This is a genomic window from Pirellulales bacterium, from assembly GCA_019636345.1.
Classification (GTDB): Bacteria; Planctomycetota; Planctomycetia; order Pirellulales; family Lacipirellulaceae.
Window position 1 is genome coordinate 618,728 of sequence record JAHBXQ010000001.1, and the last position, 24,400, is coordinate 643,127.

Here is a 24,400-nt window from a genome sequence, read left to right on the forward strand (position 1 = left end):
TGTCACTAACGACGCGAGCGAGCCGGAGCCCGCATAACCGGGGCTCATTTGGGTGGCGTGGCATTGCGAATCGGCGCCCCCGGCGACCTGGGAGGTCGCGGCTCGGCGGAGGGATTATGGGCCATTTTTGGGGCGGGGGACGCGGCGGGTTTGCTTTTTGCCGCGGTTGCGGGGGCCTCGTTGGGGGCCGTCGCTTCTCTTCACCGCGTCGACCGGTTTGCCGATGTTGTCGCGCATGCGTTCGATGCGGTCGCGGATCGCGGCGGCTCGTTCAAACTCCAGGGCCTCGGCCGCGGCGAGCATTTCGGCTTCCAACTCGGCGATGTACTCCTCGGTGACGTAGACCGTCTCGTCGGCCCGGCCGTCGATCCACTCCCCGACCTCCGCCTCGATCGCGCAGGCCAACATCCGCTGAGCCCCCTGCTTGAGAATCTCCGAGAGCGCGTCCCGGGACGAGCCTGGAAACGGCAACGATTCGGTGGTAACCTCGGCCATGGCTGGCGTGCTCCTGGGAAGCACGGGCCACCTCAAGCAAACCCAAAGGAAACCAAGCGCGCCGGCTTCTTCAACTCATACCCGGCCGCAAGATTCGGTAGTATCTCACAATCATCTTTCAACGCTGCCTAGGGTTAATGTCTTTCAGTCCCTTCAACTTGTCGCATGGAAATGAATGATTTAGCACAGTCTGACGATAGTGACAGGTTGGCATCACGCTTTTTTCAGCAGTCCGTAGAGGCTGGGGCAAGACACAAATTAGAAGATTCCGCAAGCTATTGCCGCAAAGCGGCAGAGCTATGGGAAGCAAGTGGCAGCAAGCACGTTTCCAAAGCATATCACCAATTGGGGATGATTGCGTACGCCAAGCACGAGTACGGTGCTGCTGAAGACTGGTATCAGAGAGCGCTGGAGAAAGACGAAGAATGCGGAGATGCCATTGGCGCTGCCAAGACGCTCAACAATCTAGGAGCAGTCGCCTGCGCTCGCAAAGACTATGCTGCTGCAGAGGTCTACTTGCGGAAATCAATCACGATCAAGGAAGATCACGGCGACAATCTTGGAGTAGCTAGGAGCTTGCATCAGCTTGGCATTGTTGAAAGCCGTCGCGGTGATGTCGAAGCAGCTAGGGAGCTATATTTCAAGGCGATCGAGATAAATCTGAAATCGGGAAACGAGGCGGGTGTGGCGTGTAACTATGGGAATCTCGTTACGATTGCGCGGTCACAAGGCCTAACCGGCGACAAGGAAGTCAGCGGCTGGTTTGAGAAGGCGTTGCATATTTTTCAGGAGAAAGGAGATGTCAATGCCATTCTTGCATTGGGCAAGAGTGCCGAGCATTACAGCGATTGGAAGGATGCTGAGATTGCGTACCGAACAGCAGCCGAGACTGCGAATAGGTCTGGCGATCTTGAGTACAAGGCGTACAGCTACCAGTATTTAGGGGCTCTTGCGGCAAGGCTGTGCGACTATGAGGCTGCGCTGAGTTGGTATCGAGAAGCGATGCAAGCTCATGAAGAGCGTGGAGCTACAGACTGTGTTGCCAAGGCCTGCATGTCAATGGGAAACTTAGAACTGTCAAGAAGTTCTAGTAGGCGACCCGATTTTCGATCATCAAAAAAGTGGTTTCAAAAGGCAATTGAGTTGGGGGCAGCAACGAGCTGGCGAGAACGGCTTACTATCTATGGCCGACTGTGGCGATATCGATTCGCCAACTACTTTTCTAAGCAGTAGGTTCGTGACGACGGCGTACCTGCGATCGCCAACAACTTTCCGACAGCGGCGCGCTGTCTTGAACCGACTAGGTTGCCTGGGGGTTATGGCCCCTTCTTCGGTCGCGGCACGCGGGCTTTGTTGCGGCCTTTGCCGCGTTTGGGGCCGTCGCTTCTCTTCACTGCATCGACTGGTTCGCCGATGTTGTCGCGCATGCGTTCGATGCGGTCGCGGATCGCGGCGGCTCGTTCAAACTCCAGGGCCTCGGCCGCGGCGAGCATTTCGGCTTCCAACTCGGCGATGTACTCCTCGGTGACGTAGACCGTCTCGTCGGTGCGGCCGACCGCGGCGTTTGCGTTGGCGTGGGCTTGGGCGTCGGATTCGATGCCGCGGCGGATCGCCTTCTTGACCGTCTCGGGGGTGATGCCGTGGGCGGCGTTGTACTGGTGTTGCAGCTTGCGGCGGCGCTCGGTTTCGTCGATCGCGCGTTGCATGCTGTCGGTGACGCGGTCGGCGTACAGGATGACCTTGGCGTTCACATTGCGGGCCGCGCGGCCGATGGTTTGCATCAGCGACGTTTCGCTCCGCAGAAAGCCCTCTTTGTCGGCGTCGAGGATCGCTACGAGCGAGACCTCGGGCAGATCGAGCCCCTCGCGCAACAGGTTCACCCCCACCAGCGCCTCGAACCGACCGGCCCGGAGGTCGCGCAGCAGTTCGACGCGCTCGAAGGCGTCGAGTTCGCTATGAAGCCACTTGCACTGGACCCCCTCGTCGGTGAAATAGGCGGCCAGGTCCTCGGCGAGCCGTTTGGTGAGCGTGGTCACCAGGGTCCGTTCGCCGGCGGCGGCGCGGAGGCGGATTTCCTCCAACAAGTGGGGCACTTGGCCGCGGGCCGGGACGACCTCGATGATCGGGTCCAACAGGCCGGTGGGGCGGACGACCTGCTCGACGACCTCGCCGCCGGTTTGGCCGAGCTCGTAGTTGCCGGGGGTGGCCGAGACGTAGACGACGGTGCGGGCCCGCTCGCGCCACTCCTCGAACTTCATCGGCCGGTTGTCCATGGCGCTGGGGAGCCGGAAGCCGTGCTCGACGAGGGTGCTTTTGCGGCTGCGGTCGCCGGCGTACATGGCGCCGATTTGGGGGACCGTGGCGTGCGACTCGTCGACGAACAGGAGGAAGTCGGGGGGGAAGAAATCGAACAGCGTGTTGGGGGGCTCGCCCTCGGCCTTGCCGGCGAGGTGGCGGCTGTAGTTCTCGATCCCCGGGCAGTAGCCGGCCTCCATCATCATTTCGACGTCGAACCGGGTGCGGGCGTTGAGCCGTTGGGCTTCGAGCAGCTTGCCCTGCTCGCGGAACAGTTCGAGCCGCTGGGCGAGCTCCTTGCGGATGCGGTCGACGGCGTTTTGGATCCGTTCCTCCGGCATGACGAAGTGCTTGGCCGGGTAGATGTACATTTGCTGCAGCGCGTCGATCGTGGCGCCGGAGACGGGGTCGATGATCGACAGCCGTTCGACCTCGTCCCCCCAGAACTCGATGCGGTAGGCGAATTCCTCGTAGCTGGGCCACACCTCGACGCAATCGCCGCGCACCCGGAACTTGCCGCGCTGCGGGTCCGTGTCGTTGCGGTCGTACTGCACGTCGACCAGCTTGGCGAGCACTTCGTCGCGATCGATCGTCTGGCCGATGCGCAGACCGACCATCATCGCCTTGTAATCCTCGGGCGAGCCCAGGCCGTAGATGCACGACACGCTGGCCACGACGATGACGTCGCTGCGGCTGACGAGGCTCGAGGTCGTGGCGAGCCGCATGCGGTCGATCTCTTCGTTGATCGAGGCGTCCTTCTCGATGTAGATGTCGCGCTGGGGGATGTAGGCCTCGGGCTGGTAGTAGTCGTAGTAGCTGACGAAGTAGCTGACGGCGTTCTTGGGGAAGAACTCCTTGAACTCGCCGTAGAGCTGGGCGGCGAGGGTCTTGTTGTGCGAGAGCACGAGCGTGGGGCGCTGCACGGCCTGAATGACGTTGGCCATGGTGAAGGTCTTGCCGCTGCCGGTGACCCCCATGAGGACCTGCTCGCGGCGGCCTTCGCGGAGGCCCTGGACGAGCTGCTCGATCGCGGCGGGCTGGTCGCCGGCGGGTTGGAAATCGCTGTGAAGTTCAAACTGCATGGCGGGTTCAGTCTTGCGCGGCCGAGGAGGCGTGAATCAGGGGGGCGGGACGAAGGGGAAAGAACGCCGCTGCGGCCAGCACGAAATACGCGCCGAACATCGTTCCCGCGATCTGCCAGTCGCGGCGGGTGATGCCGCCGGGGATCATGATGAAGATCGCCACGAGCGCGTCGAACAGCAACAGAATCAACAGCGCCAAGTAGAACGCAGCCGCCTGCCACGGTGCATGCCGGCCGTCGCGCAGTTGCATGGCGCCGTGCCCAGCGCGGACAAAGAACACGCCGATCGGCAGGAACACGCCGACGAGGACTTGCACGATCGGCCAGCCGTCGCAGAGGAGCTTGGCGACTCGCGGCGTCGCGGCCATGAACGCCGGCAGCAAACCGTCCCAGCGGAGGAGCGTCAACAGCCAGTCGGCGTAGCGCGACGAACCTTCCCCGAGGGCGTTGCCGCGTATTGCGCTGCGGCCGGCGGCGGGGCGGGTCTCCAGCGGCATGGCGGGGGTCGGCGAATCCATGGGACGGCGGTCAGGTTCCGCGGCCGGAACGATCCTCTCCGGCGGGCGAATTGCGGGGCGAACGATTGATTGTACCGCGATTGTCCCCTGCGGCCCATTCGCGGTCGTTGGGGAGCGGCAATAGGTACGGGCGGATTCGCTGGAGGGTGCGCGGGCCGACGCCGTCGACGCGGCGCAGGTCGTCGAGGCCGTTGAACGGGCCGTTCTGCAGGCGGTCGGCGATCAGCTTTTCGGCGAGGATCGGGCCGACGCCGGGAAGCATGATCAGCTCGGGCCAGTCGGCGCGGTTGACGTCGACTTGAAACTTGGCCACGAGCGGCGCCGCGCGGTCGACGTCGATCAACTCCCCCCGCCCTCCCCCGCGGGCCCACCACCATCCAGCCATCGCCAACAGCGCGCACGCAGCGGCAGCCGCCAGCGACTGTTGATCGCGCGGCCGCAGCCAGTCGGCGGGATCAAGGCGAAACGGGAGACGCGGCATCGGCGGGTGCGACGAATCGGCTCCGGGCCTTTGGGCTTGGAGAGGGGCGCCTTCCCGGCGATCATTGACGCTGGCGTTCCCTCGCCGCACAACCCGAGGATTATACCGGAGGAGCCACGCCGTGAATCGCGATTTCGAGCAGTTGGATTGGAACGACGCGGTTGCGGCTGATTGTCGGCGGTTGGTGCGGATGGCGCTGGAGGAGGATCTGGCCGGCCAGCGAGATCTGACGACCGCGGCCTTGACGCCGGCCGAGCGCCGCGGCGCCGCCGACGTCGTGGCTCGCGAGCCCGGGATCGTCGCCGGGATGCCGCTGTTGCCGATTGTCGTCGCCGAGGCCGGGTTCGGTTTGTCGATCGAACACTTCGTGCACGACGGCGACGTCGTCGAGGGGGGGGCGATTCTCGCAACGATCCGCGGCTTGGCGGCCGAAATCCTGACCGCCGAGCGGACGATTCTCAACCTGCTCGGGCGCATGATGGGGGTGGCGACGCGCACCGGCTTGTTCGTTGCGGAGATCGCGGGGACCAAGGCGCGGCTGTACGACACGCGCAAGACGACCCCGGGGTGGCGGCGGTTGGAAAAGTACGCCGTACGGTGCGGAGGAGGGTTCAACCACCGGCTCGGGCTCTACGATGCGGTGCTGATCAAGGACAACCACCTTGCGCTCGCGGCCGAGGCGACCAAGGGGCGGTTTGGCCCCGGCGACGCCGTCCGGCAAGCCCGTGAGTTCTTGCAAGGCGTCATGGGGGCCAATGCCGGGGCCCCGGCTGAGGCGATCGTCGAAGTCGAGGTCGATTCGCTGGAGCAACTGCGCAAGGCGCTCCCCGCGGGGCCAGACATTGTGCTGCTGGACAACATGTCGCTGGAGGAACTTTGCGACGCGGTGCGGTTGCGGAACGAAGCGGCCCCCGGCGTTGAGTTGGAAGCCTCGGGAGGCGTCCGATTGGATACGGTGCGCGAAATCGCAGCGACCGGGGTCGATCGAATCAGCGTCGGCGGACTAACCCACTCAGCCGTTGCTTTGGACGTGGCGTTGGATTGGCGCACGGGTTGACGGCGTGGTGTTTTCGCAACGTGGTCGCCCGCCGAGTTCGGCCAGGCGCGTGACGAGGCCCGGTTGCATCGGTTCGGCGGTCGGCTGACCTGCGATTGCGGGCGACCGCCTGGGAGTCCGTCTCGCCCGAAACCGTTTTGGGAGCCAGTCCGGACTGGCGTGGAAGGCTGGCGGTTTGACATGGCCCGATGCCGGCCTACTGTTGAGCGATCCGACGCCTCGGGGGAGGGGCGAAGGACCACGACGCGACGGGTCGCGCTGGGAGCGAGAGGGGACCCGTCGCGTTATTTTTTGCGCTTGCCGGCCCGCTTTGGCGGCCTCTTCGCCGCCGGCCGCCGCGGCGGAGGGCTGAGGGGTGAATGCACCGGGACGTGGGGACGTCGGTCGCCCCGTGAAGGGGGGCGGGGCGCGGTTCCCGGGCCTTTCCGAGCGGGCTGATCGGCACGACCGGCAATCCTGGAAATTCTTCGGCAATCCTTTTGACATTTCGTTTCGCCGTGTCTAGATTGAAGCGGTGCGAGTATCCGCACGAGCTTTGGATAGGCTGAAATTCATCCTTTTTGATTGGGTTGTGGACCTCATGAGCATTCGACCGGCGGCGAGCCAACGGGGCTCGATCGCTGACCGAACCTGGGCGACTGAATCGCCCGAGGCCGCAACACCCTCTTCCGACAAGCTGCCGACGACCGTCTGATTCGGTCCCCGCGGTTTGCTCCCCTGGGCGCGACACTCGGGTTGGCGGTTCGCCTGCTCGTCGGGGCGTTGCTCCGTCCTTCTCGGTTCGCAGCGATTCGTTCTCACGTTCGCTCGTCTTTCATGCAGCTCGCCGAATGCGGCGGGCGGCAAGCGCCCAGCGTGCGCCTGCCCCGACTCTGGCATGAGTGCCGGTGGAATGCACTCCGCGCGTACGAACGCGTGCGGAGCGTTCGCGAGGTTCGCGACTTGGACATCGTCACTGTGACATCGTCACTGGAGAGTCTTCAACCGCTGGTACGTGCCGTGGCCTTCGGCCTCCGGCTCCCGCCTCGACGCGGGTCTGGCAGCCGCCGCGGCAAGCCAGGTGCATGCACTGCTCTGCGGTCGAACAAGGAAAGCGAACCGAACTATGAAGAACGCACTCAACGGTTTTGGCAAGTTCTCGATTCTGTCGGCTGCGGTCATGCTGGTCGCCGGCGCGGCGCCGGCGCAGGCGGTCATCAACGGGGCCGGTCTGACGATTTACACGGGCCCCAGCGCCCGGTTGTTGGATTCGATCGGCACGCCCGAGTTCTACAGCGTGTGGTACGAAGAGTCGTGCGACAATCCCCACCTGCGCATCCGTGCGAACAACAAGCCGGTGGTCATGTTGGTCGTCGACAGCACGCTCGACGCCAACGTGGGGCTCGTGAGTTTCGATCTCAAGATCAACCAAGCGAACTACATCTTCGGCGACGGCGACGGCGGCAGCATGGACAACTACACGCAGTACATCATGGAGTCGATGTACACCTCGCCGGGCGTGTCGATCCTGAGCAACGTGTTGTCGGCCGACAAGAAGACGCTGACGCTTAATTTCAGCGGCTTGACCGCGGGCAAGAAGGTGCTGTTCAACGTCGACTTGGATGCGGAAAACGATCCGAACATGTTCATGTATCCGGACTTCCGCCACGTTTTGCACGGCGCGCCGATGTTCGCCGGCGCCCCGCAGACGCTGCCGGCGTCGTTCGCCGCCATGTTCGCCAGCGCGACCGAGTCCTTGCCGATCGTGGGCGAGCTGACTCAAGAGGATTCTGCGCCGGCCTTCTCGAACCAGAACATCCGCCCCTACAGCGTCATGGACAAGATGCAGATCCTCGAGACGCCGGGAACTTACGAAATCCCCGAACCGACCTCGGCCGCTCTCGCGGTGATTGTCGTCGGCGCCGGGCTGCTCGCCGCCCGTCATCGTCGGGAAGTCGCCTGATCGGGCGTCGTTCCTGGCTTTTAGGCGGCTTGCTTCGGGCAATTCCGTCTGCCGCCAAACAGAGCTTGCTTACGGACGCCAACGATCGCAGGGGTCGTTGGCGTCCTGTTTTTTTGCCGTCGGGCGAGCGACTCAGGCGCTTCGGGCGACGACGCTTGGGCGGGCTTCGCGCGGCGTCCGAACGACACCGAGCGCGCGGCAGTGAACCGTGCTAGCTGCTCGCTGGGCGGCGGCCAGTCGCTGAGCCGTGGCAGACTTTGCGGGTTAAGTCGACTGGCCGTCTGTTCCGGTTGCTCCGAACGTTTGCAAGGCTCTGATTCTGCGGGTTTCTCCCGATTTTCTGAAAGTGCCGATCGCAGGGGTTCCGATACCTCCGAGTGAGTCGACTGGCAGTCCTGTTCTGCCGCGACTTGCGAGACCGCATGAGGCGGACTTGATCGAACTGAGACGCAGGACGACGTCCTGCTGGGACCGTGCGGCCCGCAACCGCGCACATTAGGGGGGAACCTAAGGATGAAACTTCGAGTATGGAGCTGCGCTGCGCTCGCGTTCTGCGTGCTGACAGCCGGAGCCGCCGCGGGGCGCGCTCAATCGAAGGGGGTTCGAAGCGTCGAATTCCAGGACGCTGAGCAATCGAGCGGTTGGGACGACGGCGTTGACTTGGCCTCGTACCAGACCGCCGTCTCGGCGAGCGTCGGTCCGGGACCCAGAGGGGGCGGCTACATCGGCGGGATTCCGAGCATCATGGACCGGCCGATCCAGGTCGTGGCCGGCGCCCAGTACATCTACGCCCGGGCGAACTTCAGCCAAGCCCTCGCTTACGTCGAGCAGGACCTGGTCAACGGCGGCGAAACCTGGGTCAACTACGACTTCAACTACAACTCGTCGTACGGCTTCTACGGCGGGATTTACATGTGCGACTGCGGCGGGTCGTTGATCTTCAACTTCAACCGTTTCACGAGCGACGCCAGCTTTGCGGCGGCGAACGTGCCGGCTCAGACGACTCCGACGCAAACGGCCATCTTCGGACCGTTTGAAATCGACGGCAACATCACCGGGTTCGCCGACGTCGATCTCAAGTCGTACGACCTGAGCTTTGCGAAGACGATTCCGCTGGGCGGACCGTTGTGCGGCTGTTGCGACGACTGCTGCGAAGACTCGTGCTGCGACGACGCATGTTGCGGCGGGGGCGGCGGTTGCTGCCAGGGGGGCGGCTGCGGTTGCCCGGCGTGGGACATCACCTGGAGCGGCGGCATTCGCTTCGCCGACGTCAATTGGGGCCGCGGCGCCACGGCGACCACCTTCGGGACGGCGCCGGTGTTCATCGACAGCTACACGACCCGCATGGACTTCGAAGGCTTCGGCGGTCGCGTCGGGTTGGCGGGTCGCCGGTACCTCGGCAAGCGCGGGTTGTTCAGCCTGTACGCCAAGGGGGACTGGTCGCTGTTGAGCGGCGAGATCAATCTGGAAACGCTGGTCACCAACCAGGCTGGCACGGCGTTCCATCGCACCAGCGGCGACATCATCGTCCCGGTCACCGAGATCGAACTGGGCGGCACGGTCCACTTGGGCTGCCACGCCAACATCACGGCCGGTTACTTCTGGTCGGCCTGGCACGACCTGGGCATGCGTGAAGAGTACGCCTGGGGCAACTTCCAGATGTCGCACTACGACGATGCGAACATCCTGGGCTTCGACGGACTGTTCGTCCGCGGCGAAGTGTTGTTCTAAGCCGGGCGCAACACGCCTCCGAATCCGACCCGAAAACGAAACAGGGCCCGTCGCAGTCAGTGCGACGGGCCCTGTTATTTTGTTTTGGATCGAGCACAAGCTCAGGCGGCGTTCTCGCAGCGCTTGGCTTGTCGCCCGCGGAGCGCGGCTACCGGGTCGGACCGACCATCCGATCGCGGCGCGAACGGCGTTGAGCCCGCAAGCGGGCACGGCGCTTGGTCTCGCTGGGCTTCTCGTAGAATTCGCGAATGCGGATCTCCTTCTTGATCCCGCTCCGCTCGACCAGCTTGCGGAAACGGCGAACCGCTTCCTGGGCCGTCTCCTTCTCACGTAGCGTCAGCTTAACCACACCGAGTTCCTTTCCACGCTTCAGTCGAGGTTGGGGGCCGCGGGCGCTTCGCCAGGGGCGAGGGCGCATATCGGCGTCACGAATCGCTTAAGATAGCACCGTCCGGGCCAGGCGTCCAGATCGGGCGGCGCAAATCCCTGCCTGGGGTGAGTTTGGGGCCTGCCGCCGGAGCAGCTTGCGCAACCGGCGCTTGCGGAATCGCCCGGCAAAATCGCAAGGGGGTCGGGCCCGATCCATGTTCCGACCGGCGTCGGAGACGGCCGATTCGTAAGGGCGAGTTGGCGGCTCGAACCCCCTGCGAGCCCTGTCCTGCACCACGCCGTCGTCGACGCCATGAACCCCGCTCCCCTCAGTAGTCAGGAACTGCTCCAAGCGCTGGGGCAGCGGCAAGACGATCTCTTGGAGCAGTTGGACCAGCTCAACGCCCTCATCGAGTCTGCGCTGGCGGCGGCTGCCGTCGCCAGGAACGGCGCGCTTGCCGACGCCGCGGCGTAGCGCCTTGCAGGCGGCAGCCCCGTCGGGAGACGGGACGACCATAATGCTGCAATGCCGTTGCCGCGAGCGCAAAGAAAATGCGGAGCGGTCCGTGGGACCGCTCCGCAAGCGTCATGTCGTCTGCAGTTCCGAAGCCCGATTACTCGGTGACGGCCTTGACCGCGTCTTCGGCGCCCTGCTTGATGTCCGCCGCAGCGTCTTTCGCCGCTTCAGCGGCTTCGTCGCCCGCGGCCTTCGCCTTGTCGGCGGCTTCGTTAGCGGCGTCAGCCGCGTCTTGCACGGCGTCCTTCGCCTTGTCGACTTCGCTCTGCTGGCAGCCGGCGCCGCCGATCAGGCCCAACCCCAGGGCCAACGCCAATGTCATCGAACCGATTTTTTTCATGATCTTTCGATCTCCTAAGTTTCACGCCGTTGGGAATTCCGCCTGGGCGACCGTCGACGAAGACGAGACGCCGTTGTCGTTAAGTCTAAGCCTATCACCCTCGCCGGGCTGTGGCAAACCGCCGCAGTACGGAGCTTGCCGGGAAGTGGCGAGATCGGGCTCAACAACCGGTTCGGCCGGCACAGTTTTCGCATTTTGCCGAGTCGCCGCCAGCGTCCAAGGTTCTGCGATTCCTGCGACGATCACGCTCAGCGCAGCCCGGGCAGGAAGCCGATGACCGTATTGGCGCCGGGGTCCCGCAGCCCGCGTCCGGGGGGAGCCTGCGCTCGCGGCGACCGGTCTCCCTGGGGTATTCGCCGCCGCGATGGCGTTCTTGCCTGGAGTCGTCGACCCATGAAACGTTTTCTGCCTTCCGTCCTGATCTGTACGGTCGTGGCGGGTTTCGCCTGCCGCACGGCGCACGGCGCCGAGGACGCGTTTGACTTCGGCCGGTCGGTCGATGCGGCCTCGTCCGAGGACGAGTACGCTTATGAGGCCGCTCCCGCGCGCGGACAGCAACCTTCGATCGCCCATCAGAAGGCGATGGCCCGGGCCGAGCAACGGATGGCGCGCTTGGCGTCCATGAAGTGGTACGGTTTCTCGGGGGCTCGCCCGACCGCCACGGGGATGGCCTTCACGACGATGTACAGCCCCGCGTGGCAATCGCCCGGCGGCCGGCCGTTCGCGTGGCATGCCGCCTCGCGGCCGATCGTGATCTATCGGAGGTGAGCGGCGAACGGTCGCGGGCGAGAAGAGTCGCGGGCGGAGAACTGTTCGGGGACTCCGCGTCGCAGTTCAGCCGGCGACTCCCGAGGGGCCTCTTCGCTCGCCCCGTTGGCGCTCCTTCAGCGAGCGGCAGGCTTGCAGCAGTTGATTGAGGTGCGCTTCGGCGGCCCGGGTCGGGCGATCGCGACGGAAGTCGCGGGCCAGGGCCTTGGCGGCGACGACCACCTCGGCTTGCTCCGGGTCGGCCGGACGCGCGGCCAACTGCCGGGCGAGCTTGGCGACGGCATCCCAATCCCCTGCGGTCGCGGCGCGGAACAGCCGCTCGACTTCGTCGAGATGGGCGTCGACCAGTTGCTCGACCCGCATGGCGTCAGCGGCCAACTGCGCGTGGCAACCGGCCAACGACGGCAGCGAAGGGTATTCGGCGGAGTTCATCGGCGCGCTCTCGCAAGCAAGTTTCCGGCGGAGTGAGGGGCGGTTTTTGTTCGCGACCGGAGCCGTGCGTCGCCCAGGCGGCGCGTGGCCTGTCGGTCCCCCTCGTTCCGTTGCGGTCAGGCGGCGCGGGCGGGCGTGAAGCCCGGCTCGAACGGCAGCGCGGGCTTGCGGTACGCGACGCTCGCCAAGCGCCGGATCGCCAGCGGGGCGACGCGATCGGCGGCGCGGGCGACGACCTCGGCTTCCCACGCGGTATCGGCTCCCGGGTGTCGCGACAATACGAGTCGTGCTTGGCGACGGATCTCGCCGCCGGCCCGGGCGCGGATGTAGCCGCGCAGCTCGCACAGCGACATGCCGGCAGTTCGTCCCTCGACCGCGTCGACGACCCCCTCGATGCTCAGGTCAGCCACCTGGCGCACGATGGCTTCCAGGCGGCGCTGCAGATTGCCCTGCAGGAACGAGAGGATGGCGTCGACCATGACGGGGTTCTCCGTTAACGGGGCGTAGTGCGCGGCGGACGGCCGAACTTCGGGGGGTGAACTCGGCGTCTGGGGAACTGGGGGCCGACGCGGGCGCAACGCTCGGCGGCTTGTCGTTGCTTAAGATCGAACCGCTGCTATCGGCGTCTGCAGCATGCGGCGACCAGAGCGGTCGACCGGCGCCGGCGGCAAACGGGCCTCAAGTTGCCCGGGACCCCTAACCGATACAACACGTGCACTTGACCCGCTCGGTGCGATTCCGTAATTTTCACAGACCGACGCGGCGCCGTAGCCAAGTGGCTAAGGCATCGGATTGCAAATCCGACATCCCCGGTTCGAATCCGGGCGGCGCCTCTTCCGACGGCCTGCAACAGCACGAGCCGCGAATCGCCCTGGGGCGATTCGCGGCTCGTTGCGTTTGTCGGGACGGTTCCAGACGCGGCTGAACTACGTCGCCGCGGCGGGCTGTTTATCGGCTTTGAACACGGCGATGAACGCCAGCATGATCATCCCGGCCAAGGCGGCCGGGATGCCCCAGATCATCTTCCAGTCGAGCGTCTTGAGGGCAGCGACGTTTTTGTCGTTCGCCAATTCCTTCGCGGCATCCCAATCGGCTTGCAGGGCGGTGCGGTCGGCGCCCGATGCCTTGGCCAGCTTGCCGGCGAGTTCTTCAGCTTTCACAGACGCCGCGAGCGCTTCCTCGTTGAGGGCCTTGTATGTCGCGGGGGTGTAGTTCTGCTCGATGCGGCCCGCCACCTTGGCCCCGATGAACATCCCGAGGCCCAGGGTGAACAGAACGAGCATCCCTTGGGCTTGGGAGCGAATGCCCGCCGGGGCGACTTTGTCGGTGTAAATCTGACCGGTGACAAAGAAAAAGTCGTAACAAATGCCATGCAAGGCGACGCCCAAGAGCACCATCCACTGGACGCTGTCCGGGGCGCCGAAGGCGAACAGCACGTAACGCACGACCCAGGCGAGCATACCGACGGCCAACATCCACTTGACTCCCAGCCGCACGAAGAACATCGGCATGACGAGCATGAAAAAGATTTCGGACATTTGCCCGAAGGTCATCTTGAACGCAGGATTGGCAATGTCGGCCTGCGTCACCGTCCGCTCGGCCAGTTGGTAGTAGAAGGCCAGCGGAATGCAGATCAGGAACGAACTGATCATGAAGACCAAGTAGCTGCGGTTCTTCAGGAGCACCAGCGCATCGAGGCCCAGGATTTTGCTTGCGGAGATTGCTTCCCCTTTGGCCGGGGGCGGGGTGTGGGGCAATGTGAAGCTGTACAGCCCCATGGCGAGCGCGGCGCCCCCGGCCAGATAGAACATGTTGATCGTGTTGCCCCAATTCAGGACCGACAGCGCGATCCCCGCGACGATCCAGCCGATCGTGCCGAAGACGCGGATCAGCGGAAACTCCTTTTCCGGATCATGCATCGTATGGAGCGCCAGCGAATTCGTCAGCGCGAGCGTCGGGTAATAGGTCAGCATGTACGCGAACAGCATCAGGTTGATCTGTCCGGGAGACGGGGACTCGCCGCGCATCATGCCGGTCGCGGCCAGCATGACGGCTCCTCCCGCGAGGTGCATGACGCCCAGAACTCGTTCTGTGGAGAAGAAGCGGTCGGCGACGAACCCGACGAAGAACGGCGAGATCATCCCGGCGATCGGCCCGACCGCGTAGGTCCACCCGATGTCGTCTCCCTGAAATCCGATCAGGCCGAGAAACTTCGCGGCTGTGACGTACCATGCTCCCCAAATGAAAAACTGGAGGAACATCATCAGCGACAGACGCGTGCGGACGGAACCCAAGGCGAGACTCCCGAAAAGCGAACGCGGTGAGCAGAATTGCTGCGCCGAGGCGAGCACGACGACCAAGCGAGGCCTGAGTGTAATCCGCCGTCGCGAGCGACGGAAGCCTGAGGCCCGCGACGTTCCGGCTCGCGACACGCGGCATGCTCGTGCGGCGAATCCCGTACGGCGCGGCAGTCCGGACCGTCTTGCCCTTTACTGGGCCAGAAACAGCGGCACGTTCGTGTTGCGCATGACGTGGAGCGCCGTTTCGCCGAAGATTCGCCGCAGAATGAGGCTCTTGGCGCTGTTGCCCATGACGATCAGGTCGGCGCCGACTTGGCCCGCGTATTCCATGAGGTGGTCCTGCGGGTCGGCGTGGACGCACTCGACCTTGGGGCGCAGTCCGTGGGCGTGGAAGTACTCGGCCGCGTCGGCCAAGTGTTCGTTTCCCAACACCGGGTCGTCGTTGAACGTGACGATCCGCAGCGAGGCGTCGCGCCACAGGCCCAATTGGGCGAAACGCTTCATCGTTTTCGCCGATTCCATCGAGCCGCTGTAAGCGATCAGCACCCGCTTGACGGGGCGGTCCTCGGCGGTGACGGCCACGATCGGGCGAATTCCCGCCTGGACGATCTTGGCGATCAGATCGGACGGTTCGTTAATCACTCCGTGTTCGAACAACCCGTGCAGGCCGCAGACGATCAGGTCGTGGTAGCGGGCATGGGCGGCGAGTTGGGTGAGGGGGTCTCCCTTCTCGTGGATGACTCGGCTGGCGAGTCCGGCCTTTTCGCAGCAGGAGAGAAAGGCTTCGGTCGCGACGGCGATTCCCTCGGCGGCGGCCTTGAGGCGCGACTCTTCGAGTTCCTTGGCATACGCCCCGCCGCCGATCGGCACCGGGCCGGAGTCGTCGAGCCGGTCGGGATCGAACAGGGTGACTCCGGTCAACTCGGCGCCGTGGGCCCGGGCCAATTCGACTCCCTTGGCCGCCGCGGAACGCGAGTGGGCGAGTTCGCCCAGACCGACGAGGATGCGCTTGATCATGTTCGCCGCTCCTGCCCATGGACGCCGCGACGGCGGAACCTCGCCGCAAGTCGTCGCAGATCCCAAATCTTATCACCCAGCGGCGTTTGCGCCAGCGGGTTCAAGCGCACGGCGAGCCGCGGGGGCCCTCCACGGGCAGCCCCAGCGCCGACGCGTTCGTCCCGCGACGGAACAAATGAGCAAAATTCGTTCCCTTGCTCGCAGGCTGGCGCGACTCGCGGCGGGACGATCTGCCGGCTACCATGGCGTGCAACCAAAGTGGGTCGATTTTCATAGCGGAGGCGGACGAATGCGGGCGATTCTGCGGGATTCTCAAGGGGCTGGCTTGGCCGTACGAACCGCGGGGATTTTGCTGCTGGCCGGATGGCTGTCGGGGGCGGCCGCATGCGCCCTTGCGGCCGAATCGTCGGGGAGCCTGGCTGCGGAGCGGCTGCGTTGCGAGTACCTCGTCGAGCCGCTCGGAATCGACGCGCCCCGACCCGAATTGAGTTGGATCGTCACGTCGCCCGCGCGGGGCGCCGTGCAGAGCGCGTATCGCGTGCTCGTGGCATCGACCCCGGAGAAGCTTGCCGCCGACGAAGGGGACCTGTGGGACTCGGGCAAGGCGGCAAGCGGCGCCACGTTCGGCGTCGCGTACGCAGGGGCGGCGCTCAAATCGCACCAGGCGTGTCATTGGAAGGTGATGGCTTGGGACGGCGACGACGACAGCGGGCCGTGGAGCGAGCCCGCGTTGTGGACGGTCGGCCTGTTGGATCAGCAGGAGTGGGTCGGCGCGTGGATCGGCTACGATGCCCCGCGCGCCGCGAACGGCAAGCCGCCGGTTGCGGAGTTGGCGGGCGCCCAGTGGATCGGCCATGCAGCCGACGACCCGGAGCAGGCTCCCGCGGCGCGGCGCATCTATCGCCGCATTTGGGAGTTGCCCGCCGACGTGCGGATCGCTCGGGCCGAGCTGACGATCGCGGCGGACGATACGGGCGACGTCCACGTGAACGGCCGTCAGGTGGCGCTGACCCGCTCGCTCAAGCAGCCGCTGGTCGTCGACGTGCGGCCCTACTTGCGGGCCGGCCAGAACGACATTCGCGTCGCCTGTCACAACCAAGGGGGGCCAGCGGGGATCTGCGCCCGGTTGGTCGTGGCGACGGCCGACATGCAGGAGCTTGTGCTGACGACCGACGACACGTGGACAAGCGCCGCCCCCGGCGGTTCGCCGTGGCATGCGTTGCCCTTGGACGACGCGAAGCCAGTGCGGGTGCTCGCGCCGTTCGGCAGCCAACCCTGGGGCGAGCTCGTCGTGCGGAGCGACGTGACCGCTCCCCCGGCGTACCTGCGGGGGACGTTCGAGATCGCCAAACCGGTGAAGCGGGCGACTGTTTATCTGGCCGCCTTGGGGTGGGCCGATCTGTCGCTCAACGGCCGGCCGGTGAACGCCGACTACTTCTCGTCGGGGTGGACCGACTATCGCAAACGAGTTTACTACCGGGCGTACGAAGTGGGCGAACTGGTTCGGCAAGGCGAAAACGCCTGGGGCGCCCTTCTGGCCGACGGTTGGTACAGCGGGCGAATCGGCTGGGACTCGGACCGCGATCATTACGGCAGAGCGCCGCGCGTGCGGGCCATGCTGCGGGTCGAGTACGACGACGGCTCGAGCGCCACGTTCGCGACCGACGAGTCGTGGACGGCGATGGAAGGCCCGACTCGGGTCGCCGACATCCTCGTCGGCGAGGAGTACGACGCCACCGCCGAGGCGCCGGGGTGGAACGAACCGGGCTTCGCCGCTGAGCGAAGCGCTCCGGTCGACGTCGGCGCCGAGGTCTCCCCCGCGATCGAGCGGCATCCGGGACCGCCGGTCGTCGTCGTGGGCGAGTTTGCCGCGCAAAGCGTCACGGAACCGGCCCCCGGGGTCTACGTGTTCGACCTGGGGCAGAATTTCGCCGGCGTGGCGCGGCTCAAGGTTCGCGGCCGCCGCGGGCAGCAGGTGCAGCTTCGCTTCGCTGAGCGACTGAACGACGACGGCACGCTGTACACGACCAATCTTCGTTACGCTCGGTGCGTCGACCGCTACACGTGTCGCGGCGAAGGGGAGGAAACCTGGCAGCCGCGGCAGACCTTTCACGGGTTCCAATACGTCGAGCTGACCGGCGTCGACGAGCCGCCTGCGGCCGACGCGGTGACGGGGATCGCCCTGTCGAGCGACACCCCCTGGGCGAGCGAGTTCGAGTGCAGCGACCCGAAGCTCAACCGGCTGTACGAGAACGTGAAGTGGACCCAACGCGCGAACTTCATCGACGTGCCGACCGACTGCCCGCAGCGGGACGAACGGCTCGGCTGGACGGGAGACGCCCAAGTGTACGCCCGCACGGCGTGCCTGAACGCGGACGTGCAGGCGTTTTTTCGCAAGTGGCTGGTCGACTTGGCCGACTCCCAGCGGGCCGACGGGCAGTTGCCGATGGTCGCCCCGCTGATCGTCGCCGGCGACGACGGCGGCCCGGCCTGGGCCGACGCGGGGGTCATTTGCCCGTGGGAAATGTACTTGGCGTACGAGGATCGGACGCTGTTGGAGCGGCAGTACCCGTCGATGGCGCGGTTCGTGGAGTTCTGCCGCAACCGCTCGAAGGAGGGCGTGTTGCCGCCGGACAATTTTCACTGCTTCGGCGATTGGCTGAGCATCAACGCCGATACGCCCAAGGAAGTGATTTACGCAGCGTACTATGCGCGGAGCGTCGACCTGCTGCGGCGCGCCGCGCGGGTGCTGGGCAAGCACGACGACGCGAAACGGTACGGCGAACTGTTCGAGCGAATCAAAGGGGCGTTCAACAAGGAGTACGTCGCCGAGGACGGACTCATCCGCGGCGACACGCAGTGCTGCTACGTCCTGGCGATCGTCGGCAAGCTGGTCGACGGCCCGATGCGCGAGCAGGCGGCGCGCCGGTTGGTCGCGAATATCGAGGCGCGGGGCAACCGCCTCTCGACCGGCTTCGTGGGGACGAAGGACCTTATGCTCGCCTTGTCGGAGATCGGCCGGACCGACGTGGCGCTGCGGCTGCTCCATCAGGAGGAGTTTCCGGGGTGGAAGTTCTCGATCAACCACGGCGCGACGAGCATTTGGGAGCGATGGGACGGGTGGACTCCCGAGAGCGGATTCCAAAGCGCGGGGATGAACTCGTTCGCCCATTACTCGTTCGGCGCCGTGTACGGCTGGATGGCGGAGAATCTGGGGGGCTTCCAAACGGTCCTGCCGGGGCAGCGACGGATGCGGATCGCGCCGGTGTTCGATCCGGCGCTCGATCATTGTCGCGTTCGCTACGACGGCATTCGCGGCGCCGTGGAGACCGAGTGGCGGCGAAGCGGCGGCGGGATCGAATTGCGATGCGTCGTCCCGGCCAATACGACGGCGTATCTGACGCTTGCCGATCTCTCGCCGGAAAGGGACGTCGTCGTCGACGGCAAGCCGCTGGCGGAGAGCGGACTCGAACAGATTCCCGTCCCGACTCTAGGGACGCTCAGCGTCGAGCTTCCCGCGGGGGAGCACCGCTTTCAAATTCGGAACGGCAAATGAGCGAGGCCCTGGACTTGGCGACGGAGACGCTCGACGCGGCGGCCGCGGCGTTTGCGTATCACAAGCTGCTCGCCGATCGGGCGGTCGCCCAGTTGCCCGACGACGCCCTTCGGCAAGCCCTCGACGCGAACACGAACTCGATCGCGGTCGTCATGAAGCACGTTGCGGGGAACTTGCGCTCGCGGTGGACCGATTTCCTGGCGAGCGACGGCGAGAAGCCGGACCGCGATCGCGACGGGGAGTTTGTCGACGACTATGCGAGTCGGGACGAGCTGTTGGCCGATTGGGAACGGGGGTGGGGCGCCCTGCACGATACGCTCGCCGCGCTGGCGCCGGAGGACTTGGGGCGGACCGTGACCATTCGCGGCGAGGGGTTCAGCGTGCCGGCGGCGCTCGCCCGGTCGCTTGCTCACACGGCGTACCATGTCGGGCAAATCGTGCAGCTCGCCCGCCACTGGGCCGGCGACGAGTGGGAGACGCTGACGATCCCTCGCGGCCGGTCAAGCCAATTCAACCAACAAGCCTGGGGCGCACGCGCCTACGGCACGATTCCCGGCGATCAGCAACGTCAGCAACAGCAGTGATTTCCTTGGGCGATTTTCTCCGCAAACCGCCCGCGCAGTCGTTTGCGAGCAAGCAGGAGTTTTGTTGATGGCAGTAGGCGTACGCGTGGCGATGTGGTCGGGGCCGCGGAATATTTCCACGGCGATGATGCGCTCCTGGGGGGCTCGGCCCGACGCGTTCGTGTGCGACGAGCCGCTGTACGCCCACTATCTCGTCGCGACCGACGCCCGGCATCACCCGGGCTTCGCCGAGACGGTCGCGGCCCACGAAACCGACTGGGCCAAGGTCGTCGATTGGCTCACGGGGCCGATCCCCGAGGGAAAGACGGTGTTCTACCAGAAGCAGATGGCCCACCACCTGCTGCCAGGCGTGGGTCGGGAGTGGATCGACCGGCTGGCGAACGTGCTCCTGATCCGCGAGCCGCGCGAGATGCTCACCTCGCTGTTGGAGTTCCTGCCCGACCCGCGTCCCGAGGACACGGGCTTGCCGCAGCAGGTCGAGTTGCTCGCGCAGTTGCGGCGCGACCTGGGCGTCGACCCGCCGATCCTCGACGCCCGCGACGTGCTCGACGACCCGGCGGGGATGCTCGCGGCGCTCTGCACGCGGCTGGGGCTGCCGTTCTACGAGGAGATGCTCCAGTGGCCCCCGGGGCAGCGCGACACCGACGGCGCGTGGGCGCCGTTTTGGTATGACAAGGTGTACCGGACGACGACGTTCGGCTCGTACCGGCCGAAGGGGGACGAAGTTCCTGAGCGTCTGCTGCCGGTGCTGCGCGACTGCGAATCGCTGTACGCCGAACTGCACGGCCAGCGGATGACTCTGGCGCCAGGGGATTAGGACTCGGGTCGCCCGGATGGAGCGGACGACCGCGGAGTTGATTCGCGTCCGCTTCACGTCGATCCGCCCGAGCTTGCGTTCATCCGCGTTCCATTTCTTTGTGTTCAACTTTGCAAAGTTTCATGCTCCAGAAATTCGACGAGCGTAATCGCAATCTCATCGTCAACGTCAACGGCCGGCTCGTGCATCGCGACGAGGCGGGGGTGAGCCCCTTCGACTCGGTGGTGCAAGGGGGGGACGCGGTGTGGGAGGGGTTGCGGCTGTACGACGGGCGGATCTTTAAGCTTGCCGAGCATCTCGACCGGCTCCGGCGATCGGCCCAGGCGCTGGCGTTCGCGGCGATCCCCGCGCACGAGGAGATCACCGAGCAGATTCGCCGCACGCTGGCCGCCAACGGCATGCGCGACGAGGTGCACATCCGGCTCACGCTGACCCGCGGGGTGAAGATCACCAGCGGCATGGACCCGCGGCTCAATCAGGCCGGGCCGACGCTCATTGTGCTCGCCGAGTTCAAACGACCCGTGTACGACAAGACCGGGCTGCGGTTGGTCGCCAGCGCGATCCGCCGGCCGAGTTGCGACGTGCTCGACCAGCGGATCCACAGCAACAACCTGCTGGTGTCGATCCTGGCAAAGATCCAGGCAAACGCCGCGGGGGCCGACGACGCGGTGCTGCTCGACGAGCGAGGGTTCGTCGCCGAAACGAACGCGACCCACCTGTTCATGGTCGCGGGGGGAAGGGTCCTCACGCCGCGGACCGTCGCGTGCCCCGAGGGGATCACGCGCTCGACGGTGCTGGACCTGTGCCGCGAGCACGGCATTCCCCACGCGGAAACCGACCTGGGACTCGTCGACTTCTACACCGCCGAGGAGGCGTGGTGCTCCGGCACAATGGGCGAGTTGGCCCCGATCGCCGAGATCGACGGCCGGCCGATCGGCGGCGCGAAACGGCCGCGGTATGAGCAGTTGACGAAACTGTTCGCGGAGTTGACGGCGACGAGCGGGACGGCGGTGGTTTGAAATTGGAATACTGATGCAGTCTGCGTTTCCGGGCTAGCCAGTCGTGCCCTCGGAAGCCTTTGTTAGTTGGAGTTCGCTTGAGATGAACGACCGAATACGCAAGGAGGAGGTGGAATTAAATGCGTTTCGCGAATTCGCAGCCGCTTGTCCGCTGAACTTGAAGGTTGATACGGCGGAAAATCGGAAACCACCGGAACCCGACATCCGTTGCGACACCATTGGTGATGGAACGATTGCATTCGAGTTGGTGGAAGCGGATGATGAGACAGACGACAAAGCCAAACCAGGTAAGTCAATTGCGTATAACAGCGTTGTCATGAAGAACCACACGCTTGCGTGTGCGATAGAAAGAGCTTTTGTCCAGGGAGTGAAGGATGGTGAGATTTGCAATCCAGAGCGGTTCTTTTACCACTCAATAACAATACGATTCAAAGACACCGCGACGAAGAAAACATGCAGCAGAGCAATATCTGACATACTATCAACCTTGAATCAGCATGGTACCGGCAGTCATTCATTGAAGAAGTCGCAGGTCGTTTCAATTCTTTGCGAACCATTTCCCACTCAAGGCGCCTACAAAGGCCCCATGTTTCATGTCAATTCAAATTATTGCCCAGTTGGAATAGCTGTGGTGCCTCGCATTCGAGACAAGATAAAGAAGACCTATGAGACGACGCTTCCAATTCATCTAGTAGTGTGGACGTACAGCCACGCCGCTGGAATAGTCGGTCTTTGGCAAAAAGAGTTCTCCAATCTGATCGACTCTGAAGGAAGCGGCCCCTTCGAATGCATCTGGGTATTCAGTCGAAATTCAAACGAAGTGATACTCACTTGGTCACATCCTTCCAAGACGTAAGCTGCGAAGGGTCGCCCGATACTAGGCTTTGTCCCGAAACTCAAAGATGAGCGGCGGGCGCTAACCCCCGATGAAGCTCGATCGAGGCCTTGGCGGCAGTTCACCGGCGGCTAGCGCCGTCCGCTCATGATTTTGGGACAAAGCCTAGTTCGAAGTTGGCTGATCCGAACCGGCCCCGATCTTCGAGATCGACGGCCGGCCGATCGGCGGCGAGAAGCGGCCGCGGTATGAGCAGTTGACGAAACTGTTCGCGGAGTTGACGGCGACGAGCGGGACGGCGGTGGTTTGAGGACACGCTATGAAAGCGTGCCAGTTCTGGCTTTGCCCAGCAGTGCGAAGCAGGTGTACGTTGGTCACCGTTCGAGATCGCATTCCGTGCAAGCGGCGCTCGCTTCTGGACGACTCCAGTTTCGTAGGTTGGGTTCCGGTCCGCTGGCAACCCGACTTCCAACACGAGGGGAATTTCAATGTCGCTTCTCGGCGAGTTTCTCGAATCGTTCTACGGCAGCGGTAGCCTACCCCAAACCATTTGGGCCCAAGTCCGACGCGAGCGGCTCAAAACGAACACTGGCAAATTGTCGCGGCGGCGTCCCATTGGTCGAGAGAAGCGGCGAACCACAGAGTCCAAATCGCATTTTGACTTGAAGTTCTGGGCAAGGATGCCAGATATGGTCCGGGAGGATCAGACACGAGTCGAAGACGGCACAACAGAATCAACGGTTGAAGTTTCAATAGGCAATCAACGGCTCAAGCGTGTTGCAGACGGCAGCGTCGAAATTGCCGAGGAACCGAGACGCGGCAATCGCGACGGCGACTCATTGCCGATTGATTTCCGTCGCCACTTTGACCGTCGTCTCATTCGCCGGTTGTTTGCATCGCTGACGCTGGAGCATACGGGAGAGTGCCAGATTGCCGGACGCGATTGCGTGCGAATCCGTGCCGTGCCGATTTCAGCCGACAAGATTTGGCCTCATTGGCTCCCAACTCAGGCGGACGAATTTGAGTTCGCGGCTGATTTGGAGTTCCCGTCACTCTTGTCAATTCGGGCGAACTTAGAGGGCCATTCTTTCGAGACGTTTGAAGTTGTTCAAGTGGCTTTCAACGGAACGATAGACGACAGCGTTTTCGACGTGCAGCCGCTGTCTGGCAAGCAAATGCGGGATGCCGTGCCTGTTGTTCAGCGAACGACGATAGAGGCGGCAATTGGCATGGTTCCCTTCACGGTTGTGCTTCCAAAAATGAGACCCGAGTTTGGAGAATGCGATGTTCACTACGAGCCGGCGCGGGGGAAGCTGCCGGAGAGTCTCGGCATCAACTATCGGGGAGCCTCGAATCGGTTTTGGTTTCACCTGCGCGCGGAACTTGACCCTGAAGCTCATGATCGACTGGAGTGGGAAGAGATCGAGTTCGCTGGGCGTTTATTTCAGCTGTCGGACCCCGAGGTTGACGGGGCCCTGAGTATCCTTGTCTTCAAGCAAGATGGAACTTGGGTTGAGATTGTCTCTGATTTGGCACGCGATGACTTGTTGGTTATCGCAGCCTCCTTCGAGGCAGTCGACCGGAACCGATGACGCCTGCGGCTCATGGGATTCTTGGCTCGCTACGAGATTTCGCAAGTCCTTCGATGAAACCTTCCGCAAACGAGGCCTCCTCAAGCTTGCCCCGGTTGCCTTCGGCGCCTTTGAAGAGTTTGTTGTGAAGATTCACCCCCACGAAGTTCCGTAGAATGCTATCGATGCAATTTCGTTGGGTTGCGGGCGGACTGTCAACCAACCTGCTTGGAACGCCGCTCACGTTTCAGAGTCGCGTCTCATCTGTCCGCGACAAAGAAGCGCTTCTCGCGCCGCACGACGCGACGGCTCTGCGCTTCTGACCGCGCTCGTAAGTTATCAATCCCGCTGGGGTCCTTCGGGATGAACACACCGCCCACCTTGATCGTGCGCCAGTTGGGGGCGATTCGTTTGTCCCGGCTTGCTCGGCCTCGTCGGGGGCGCAGGCGGCGTTCCAGGCGAAGTTGCCGGTTGTGATTGAGCAAGCGAAGTCGGCGCCGTGCTCCGCTGGGCCAGGTTGCCGGTGACCTTGGCGCAGGCAAGATGCCCCTTGAGGTCGTGCAGCGTCTTGGTCCAAATGAGCTTGGGAGAAGGCAAGCCAGGCCCTCCTGGCAAGCGCTGAGCGAGCAGCGAAAAGGAGCCCCGCGGGTCCGGCTGAACGTCCTGCGGGCTGCA

The 24,400-nt window shown here is 64.3% G+C and carries 22 protein-coding genes and 1 tRNA gene; 13 read left to right on the forward strand and 10 right to left on the reverse strand.

Annotated features, from left to right (window positions below; all coding sequences use genetic code 11):
* Positions 1-114: 114 nt before the first annotated feature.
* Positions 115-495, reverse strand: a complete 381-nt coding sequence (locus KF688_02345; GenBank protein ID MBX3424497.1) for a UvrB/UvrC motif-containing protein — start codon at positions 493-495, stop codon at positions 115-117.
* A 165-nt stretch (positions 496-660) separates the two neighbouring features.
* On the opposite strand from KF688_02345, the gene KF688_02350 reads away from it, so the two are divergent.
* Positions 661-1,728, forward strand: coding sequence for a tetratricopeptide repeat protein (locus KF688_02350; protein MBX3424498.1), 1,068 nt, complete (start codon positions 661-663; stop codon positions 1,726-1,728).
* Positions 1,729-1,811: 83 nt separating this feature from the next.
* Here the strand turns inward: KF688_02350 and uvrB are convergent, their stop codons facing one another.
* From uvrB to KF688_02365, 3 genes are read right to left on the reverse strand one after another with little or no spacing between them, the layout of a single operon-like run.
* On the reverse strand, positions 1,812-3,872 hold the full coding sequence (uvrB, locus tag KF688_02355; GenBank protein ID MBX3424499.1) for an excinuclease ABC subunit UvrB: 2,061 nt from the start codon (positions 3,870-3,872) through the stop codon (positions 1,812-1,814).
* Positions 3,873-3,879: 7 nt separating this feature from the next.
* Positions 3,880-4,389 (reverse strand): hypothetical protein, encoded by a 510-nt coding sequence (locus KF688_02360; protein ID MBX3424500.1) that lies wholly within the window; start codon positions 4,387-4,389, stop codon positions 3,880-3,882.
* Positions 4,390-4,399: 10 nt separating this feature from the next.
* A complete protein-coding gene (locus KF688_02365) occupies positions 4,400-4,870 on the reverse strand; it encodes a helix-hairpin-helix domain-containing protein (GenBank protein MBX3424501.1) in 471 nt (156 codons plus the stop codon).
* Positions 4,871-5,060: 190 nt separating this feature from the next.
* On the opposite strand from KF688_02365, the gene nadC reads away from it, so the two are divergent.
* The 3 genes from nadC to KF688_02380 all read left to right on the forward strand — a co-directional run bounded on the left by nadC (position 5,061) and on the right by KF688_02380 (position 9,600).
* On the forward strand, positions 5,061-5,927 hold the full coding sequence (gene nadC / locus KF688_02370; protein MBX3424502.1) for a carboxylating nicotinate-nucleotide diphosphorylase: 867 nt from the start codon (positions 5,061-5,063) through the stop codon (positions 5,925-5,927).
* Positions 5,928-7,032: 1,105 nt separating this feature from the next.
* Entirely contained in the window at positions 7,033-7,869 is an 837-nt protein-coding gene (locus KF688_02375) for a hypothetical protein (GenBank protein MBX3424503.1), read from the forward strand.
* Positions 7,870-8,382: 513 nt separating this feature from the next.
* Positions 8,383-9,600, forward strand: a complete 1,218-nt coding sequence (locus KF688_02380) for a hypothetical protein (GenBank protein MBX3424504.1) — start codon at positions 8,383-8,385, stop codon at positions 9,598-9,600.
* A 148-nt stretch (positions 9,601-9,748) separates the two neighbouring features.
* Here the strand turns inward: KF688_02380 and rpsU are convergent, their stop codons facing one another.
* Positions 9,749-9,949, reverse strand: a complete 201-nt coding sequence (gene rpsU, locus KF688_02385) for a 30S ribosomal protein S21 (GenBank protein ID MBX3424505.1) — start codon at positions 9,947-9,949, stop codon at positions 9,749-9,751.
* 333 nt (positions 9,950-10,282) lie between these two features.
* Between rpsU and KF688_02390 the strand changes: the two genes are divergently transcribed.
* On the forward strand, positions 10,283-10,444 hold the full coding sequence (locus KF688_02390) for a hypothetical protein (GenBank protein ID MBX3424506.1): 162 nt from the start codon (positions 10,283-10,285) through the stop codon (positions 10,442-10,444).
* Positions 10,445-10,583: 139 nt separating this feature from the next.
* On the opposite strand, the gene KF688_02395 is transcribed toward KF688_02390, so the two are convergent.
* Complete coding sequence (locus KF688_02395; GenBank protein MBX3424507.1) at positions 10,584-10,826, reverse strand: hypothetical protein; 243 nt, start codon at positions 10,824-10,826, stop codon at positions 10,584-10,586.
* Between the two features lie 393 nt (positions 10,827-11,219).
* Here KF688_02395 and KF688_02400 point away from each other — a divergent pair, with 393 nt between their 5' ends.
* On the forward strand, positions 11,220-11,594 hold the full coding sequence (locus tag KF688_02400; GenBank protein ID MBX3424508.1) for a hypothetical protein: 375 nt from the start codon (positions 11,220-11,222) through the stop codon (positions 11,592-11,594).
* A 66-nt stretch (positions 11,595-11,660) separates the two neighbouring features.
* Here KF688_02400 and KF688_02405 read toward each other — a convergent pair whose 3' ends face one another.
* Entirely contained in the window at positions 11,661-12,026 is a 366-nt protein-coding gene (locus KF688_02405; GenBank protein ID MBX3424509.1) for a hypothetical protein, read from the reverse strand.
* A gap of 116 nt (positions 12,027-12,142) precedes the next feature.
* Positions 12,143-12,505 carry a hypothetical protein gene (locus KF688_02410; GenBank protein ID MBX3424510.1) on the reverse strand — a complete coding sequence of 121 codons (363 nt, stop codon included), beginning with the start codon at positions 12,503-12,505 and terminating at the stop codon, positions 12,143-12,145.
* Positions 12,506-12,787: 282 nt separating this feature from the next.
* Between KF688_02410 and KF688_02415 the strand changes: the two genes are divergently transcribed.
* Positions 12,788-12,859 (forward strand) — tRNA-Cys (locus KF688_02415).
* Between the two features lie 93 nt (positions 12,860-12,952).
* On the opposite strand, the gene KF688_02420 is transcribed toward KF688_02415, so the two are convergent.
* Positions 12,953-14,320 (reverse strand): MFS transporter, encoded by a 1,368-nt coding sequence (locus KF688_02420; GenBank protein MBX3424511.1) that lies wholly within the window; start codon positions 14,318-14,320, stop codon positions 12,953-12,955.
* 195 nt (positions 14,321-14,515) lie between these two features.
* Entirely contained in the window at positions 14,516-15,343 is an 828-nt protein-coding gene (locus KF688_02425; GenBank protein ID MBX3424512.1) for a universal stress protein, read from the reverse strand.
* A gap of 325 nt (positions 15,344-15,668) precedes the next feature.
* On the opposite strand from KF688_02425, the gene KF688_02430 reads away from it, so the two are divergent.
* From KF688_02430 to KF688_02455, 6 genes are all read left to right on the forward strand, one after another.
* The gene (locus KF688_02430; protein MBX3424513.1) at positions 15,669-18,899 is read left to right on the forward strand and encodes a family 78 glycoside hydrolase catalytic domain; all 3,231 of its coding nucleotides are present in this window, start codon (positions 15,669-15,671) and stop codon (positions 18,897-18,899) included.
* Positions 18,896-19,483, forward strand: coding sequence for a DUF1572 family protein (locus KF688_02435; protein ID MBX3424514.1), 588 nt, complete (start codon positions 18,896-18,898; stop codon positions 19,481-19,483). Before KF688_02430 ends, KF688_02435 begins: the two co-directional genes overlap by 4 nt.
* Before the next feature lie 67 nt (positions 19,484-19,550).
* Positions 19,551-20,300, forward strand: coding sequence for a hypothetical protein (locus KF688_02440; GenBank protein MBX3424515.1), 750 nt, complete (start codon positions 19,551-19,553; stop codon positions 20,298-20,300).
* A 122-nt stretch (positions 20,301-20,422) separates the two neighbouring features.
* On the forward strand, positions 20,423-21,319 hold the full coding sequence (locus KF688_02445) for an aminotransferase class IV (protein ID MBX3424516.1): 897 nt from the start codon (positions 20,423-20,425) through the stop codon (positions 21,317-21,319).
* A gap of 82 nt (positions 21,320-21,401) precedes the next feature.
* Positions 21,402-22,175, forward strand: a complete 774-nt coding sequence (locus KF688_02450; GenBank protein ID MBX3424517.1) for a hypothetical protein — start codon at positions 21,402-21,404, stop codon at positions 22,173-22,175.
* Positions 22,176-22,642: 467 nt separating this feature from the next.
* Positions 22,643-23,746 carry a hypothetical protein gene (locus KF688_02455; GenBank protein ID MBX3424518.1) on the forward strand — a complete coding sequence of 368 codons (1,104 nt, stop codon included), beginning with the start codon at positions 22,643-22,645 and terminating at the stop codon, positions 23,744-23,746.
* The last annotated feature ends 654 nt before the right edge of the window (positions 23,747-24,400 follow it).

Coding starts and splice junctions, on each gene's coding strand:
- KF688_02435 (MBX3424514.1), top strand. CDS start 18,896: ATGAGCGAGGCCCTGGACTTGGCGACGGAGACGCTCGACGCGGCGGCC.
- KF688_02440 (MBX3424515.1), top strand. CDS start 19,551: ATGGCAGTAGGCGTACGCGTGGCGATGTGGTCGGGGCCGCGGAATATT.
- nadC (MBX3424502.1), top strand. CDS start 5,061: ATGGCGCTGGAGGAGGATCTGGCCGGCCAGCGAGATCTGACGACCGCG.
- KF688_02375 (MBX3424503.1), top strand. CDS start 7,033: ATGAAGAACGCACTCAACGGTTTTGGCAAGTTCTCGATTCTGTCGGCT.
- uvrB (MBX3424499.1), bottom strand. CDS start 3,872: ATGCAGTTTGAACTTCACAGCGATTTCCAACCCGCCGGCGACCAGCCC.
- KF688_02345 (MBX3424497.1), bottom strand. CDS start 495: ATGGCCGAGGTTACCACCGAATCGTTGCCGTTTCCAGGCTCGTCCCGG.
- KF688_02360 (MBX3424500.1), bottom strand. CDS start 4,389: ATGGATTCGCCGACCCCCGCCATGCCGCTGGAGACCCGCCCCGCCGCC.
- KF688_02410 (MBX3424510.1), bottom strand. CDS start 12,505: ATGGTCGACGCCATCCTCTCGTTCCTGCAGGGCAATCTGCAGCGCCGC.
- KF688_02390 (MBX3424506.1), top strand. CDS start 10,283: ATGAACCCCGCTCCCCTCAGTAGTCAGGAACTGCTCCAAGCGCTGGGG.
- KF688_02350 (MBX3424498.1), top strand. CDS start 661: ATGGAAATGAATGATTTAGCACAGTCTGACGATAGTGACAGGTTGGCA.
- KF688_02395 (MBX3424507.1), bottom strand. CDS start 10,826: ATGAAAAAAATCGGTTCGATGACATTGGCGTTGGCCCTGGGGTTGGGC.
- KF688_02445 (MBX3424516.1), top strand. CDS start 20,423: ATGCTCCAGAAATTCGACGAGCGTAATCGCAATCTCATCGTCAACGTC.
- KF688_02365 (MBX3424501.1), bottom strand. CDS start 4,870: ATGCCGCGTCTCCCGTTTCGCCTTGATCCCGCCGACTGGCTGCGGCCG.
- KF688_02380 (MBX3424504.1), top strand. CDS start 8,383: ATGAAACTTCGAGTATGGAGCTGCGCTGCGCTCGCGTTCTGCGTGCTG.
- KF688_02405 (MBX3424509.1), bottom strand. CDS start 12,026: ATGAACTCCGCCGAATACCCTTCGCTGCCGTCGTTGGCCGGTTGCCAC.
- KF688_02450 (MBX3424517.1), top strand. CDS start 21,402: ATGAACGACCGAATACGCAAGGAGGAGGTGGAATTAAATGCGTTTCGC.
- KF688_02400 (MBX3424508.1), top strand. CDS start 11,220: ATGAAACGTTTTCTGCCTTCCGTCCTGATCTGTACGGTCGTGGCGGGT.
- KF688_02425 (MBX3424512.1), bottom strand. CDS start 15,343: ATGATCAAGCGCATCCTCGTCGGTCTGGGCGAACTCGCCCACTCGCGT.
- KF688_02455 (MBX3424518.1), top strand. CDS start 22,643: ATGTCGCTTCTCGGCGAGTTTCTCGAATCGTTCTACGGCAGCGGTAGC.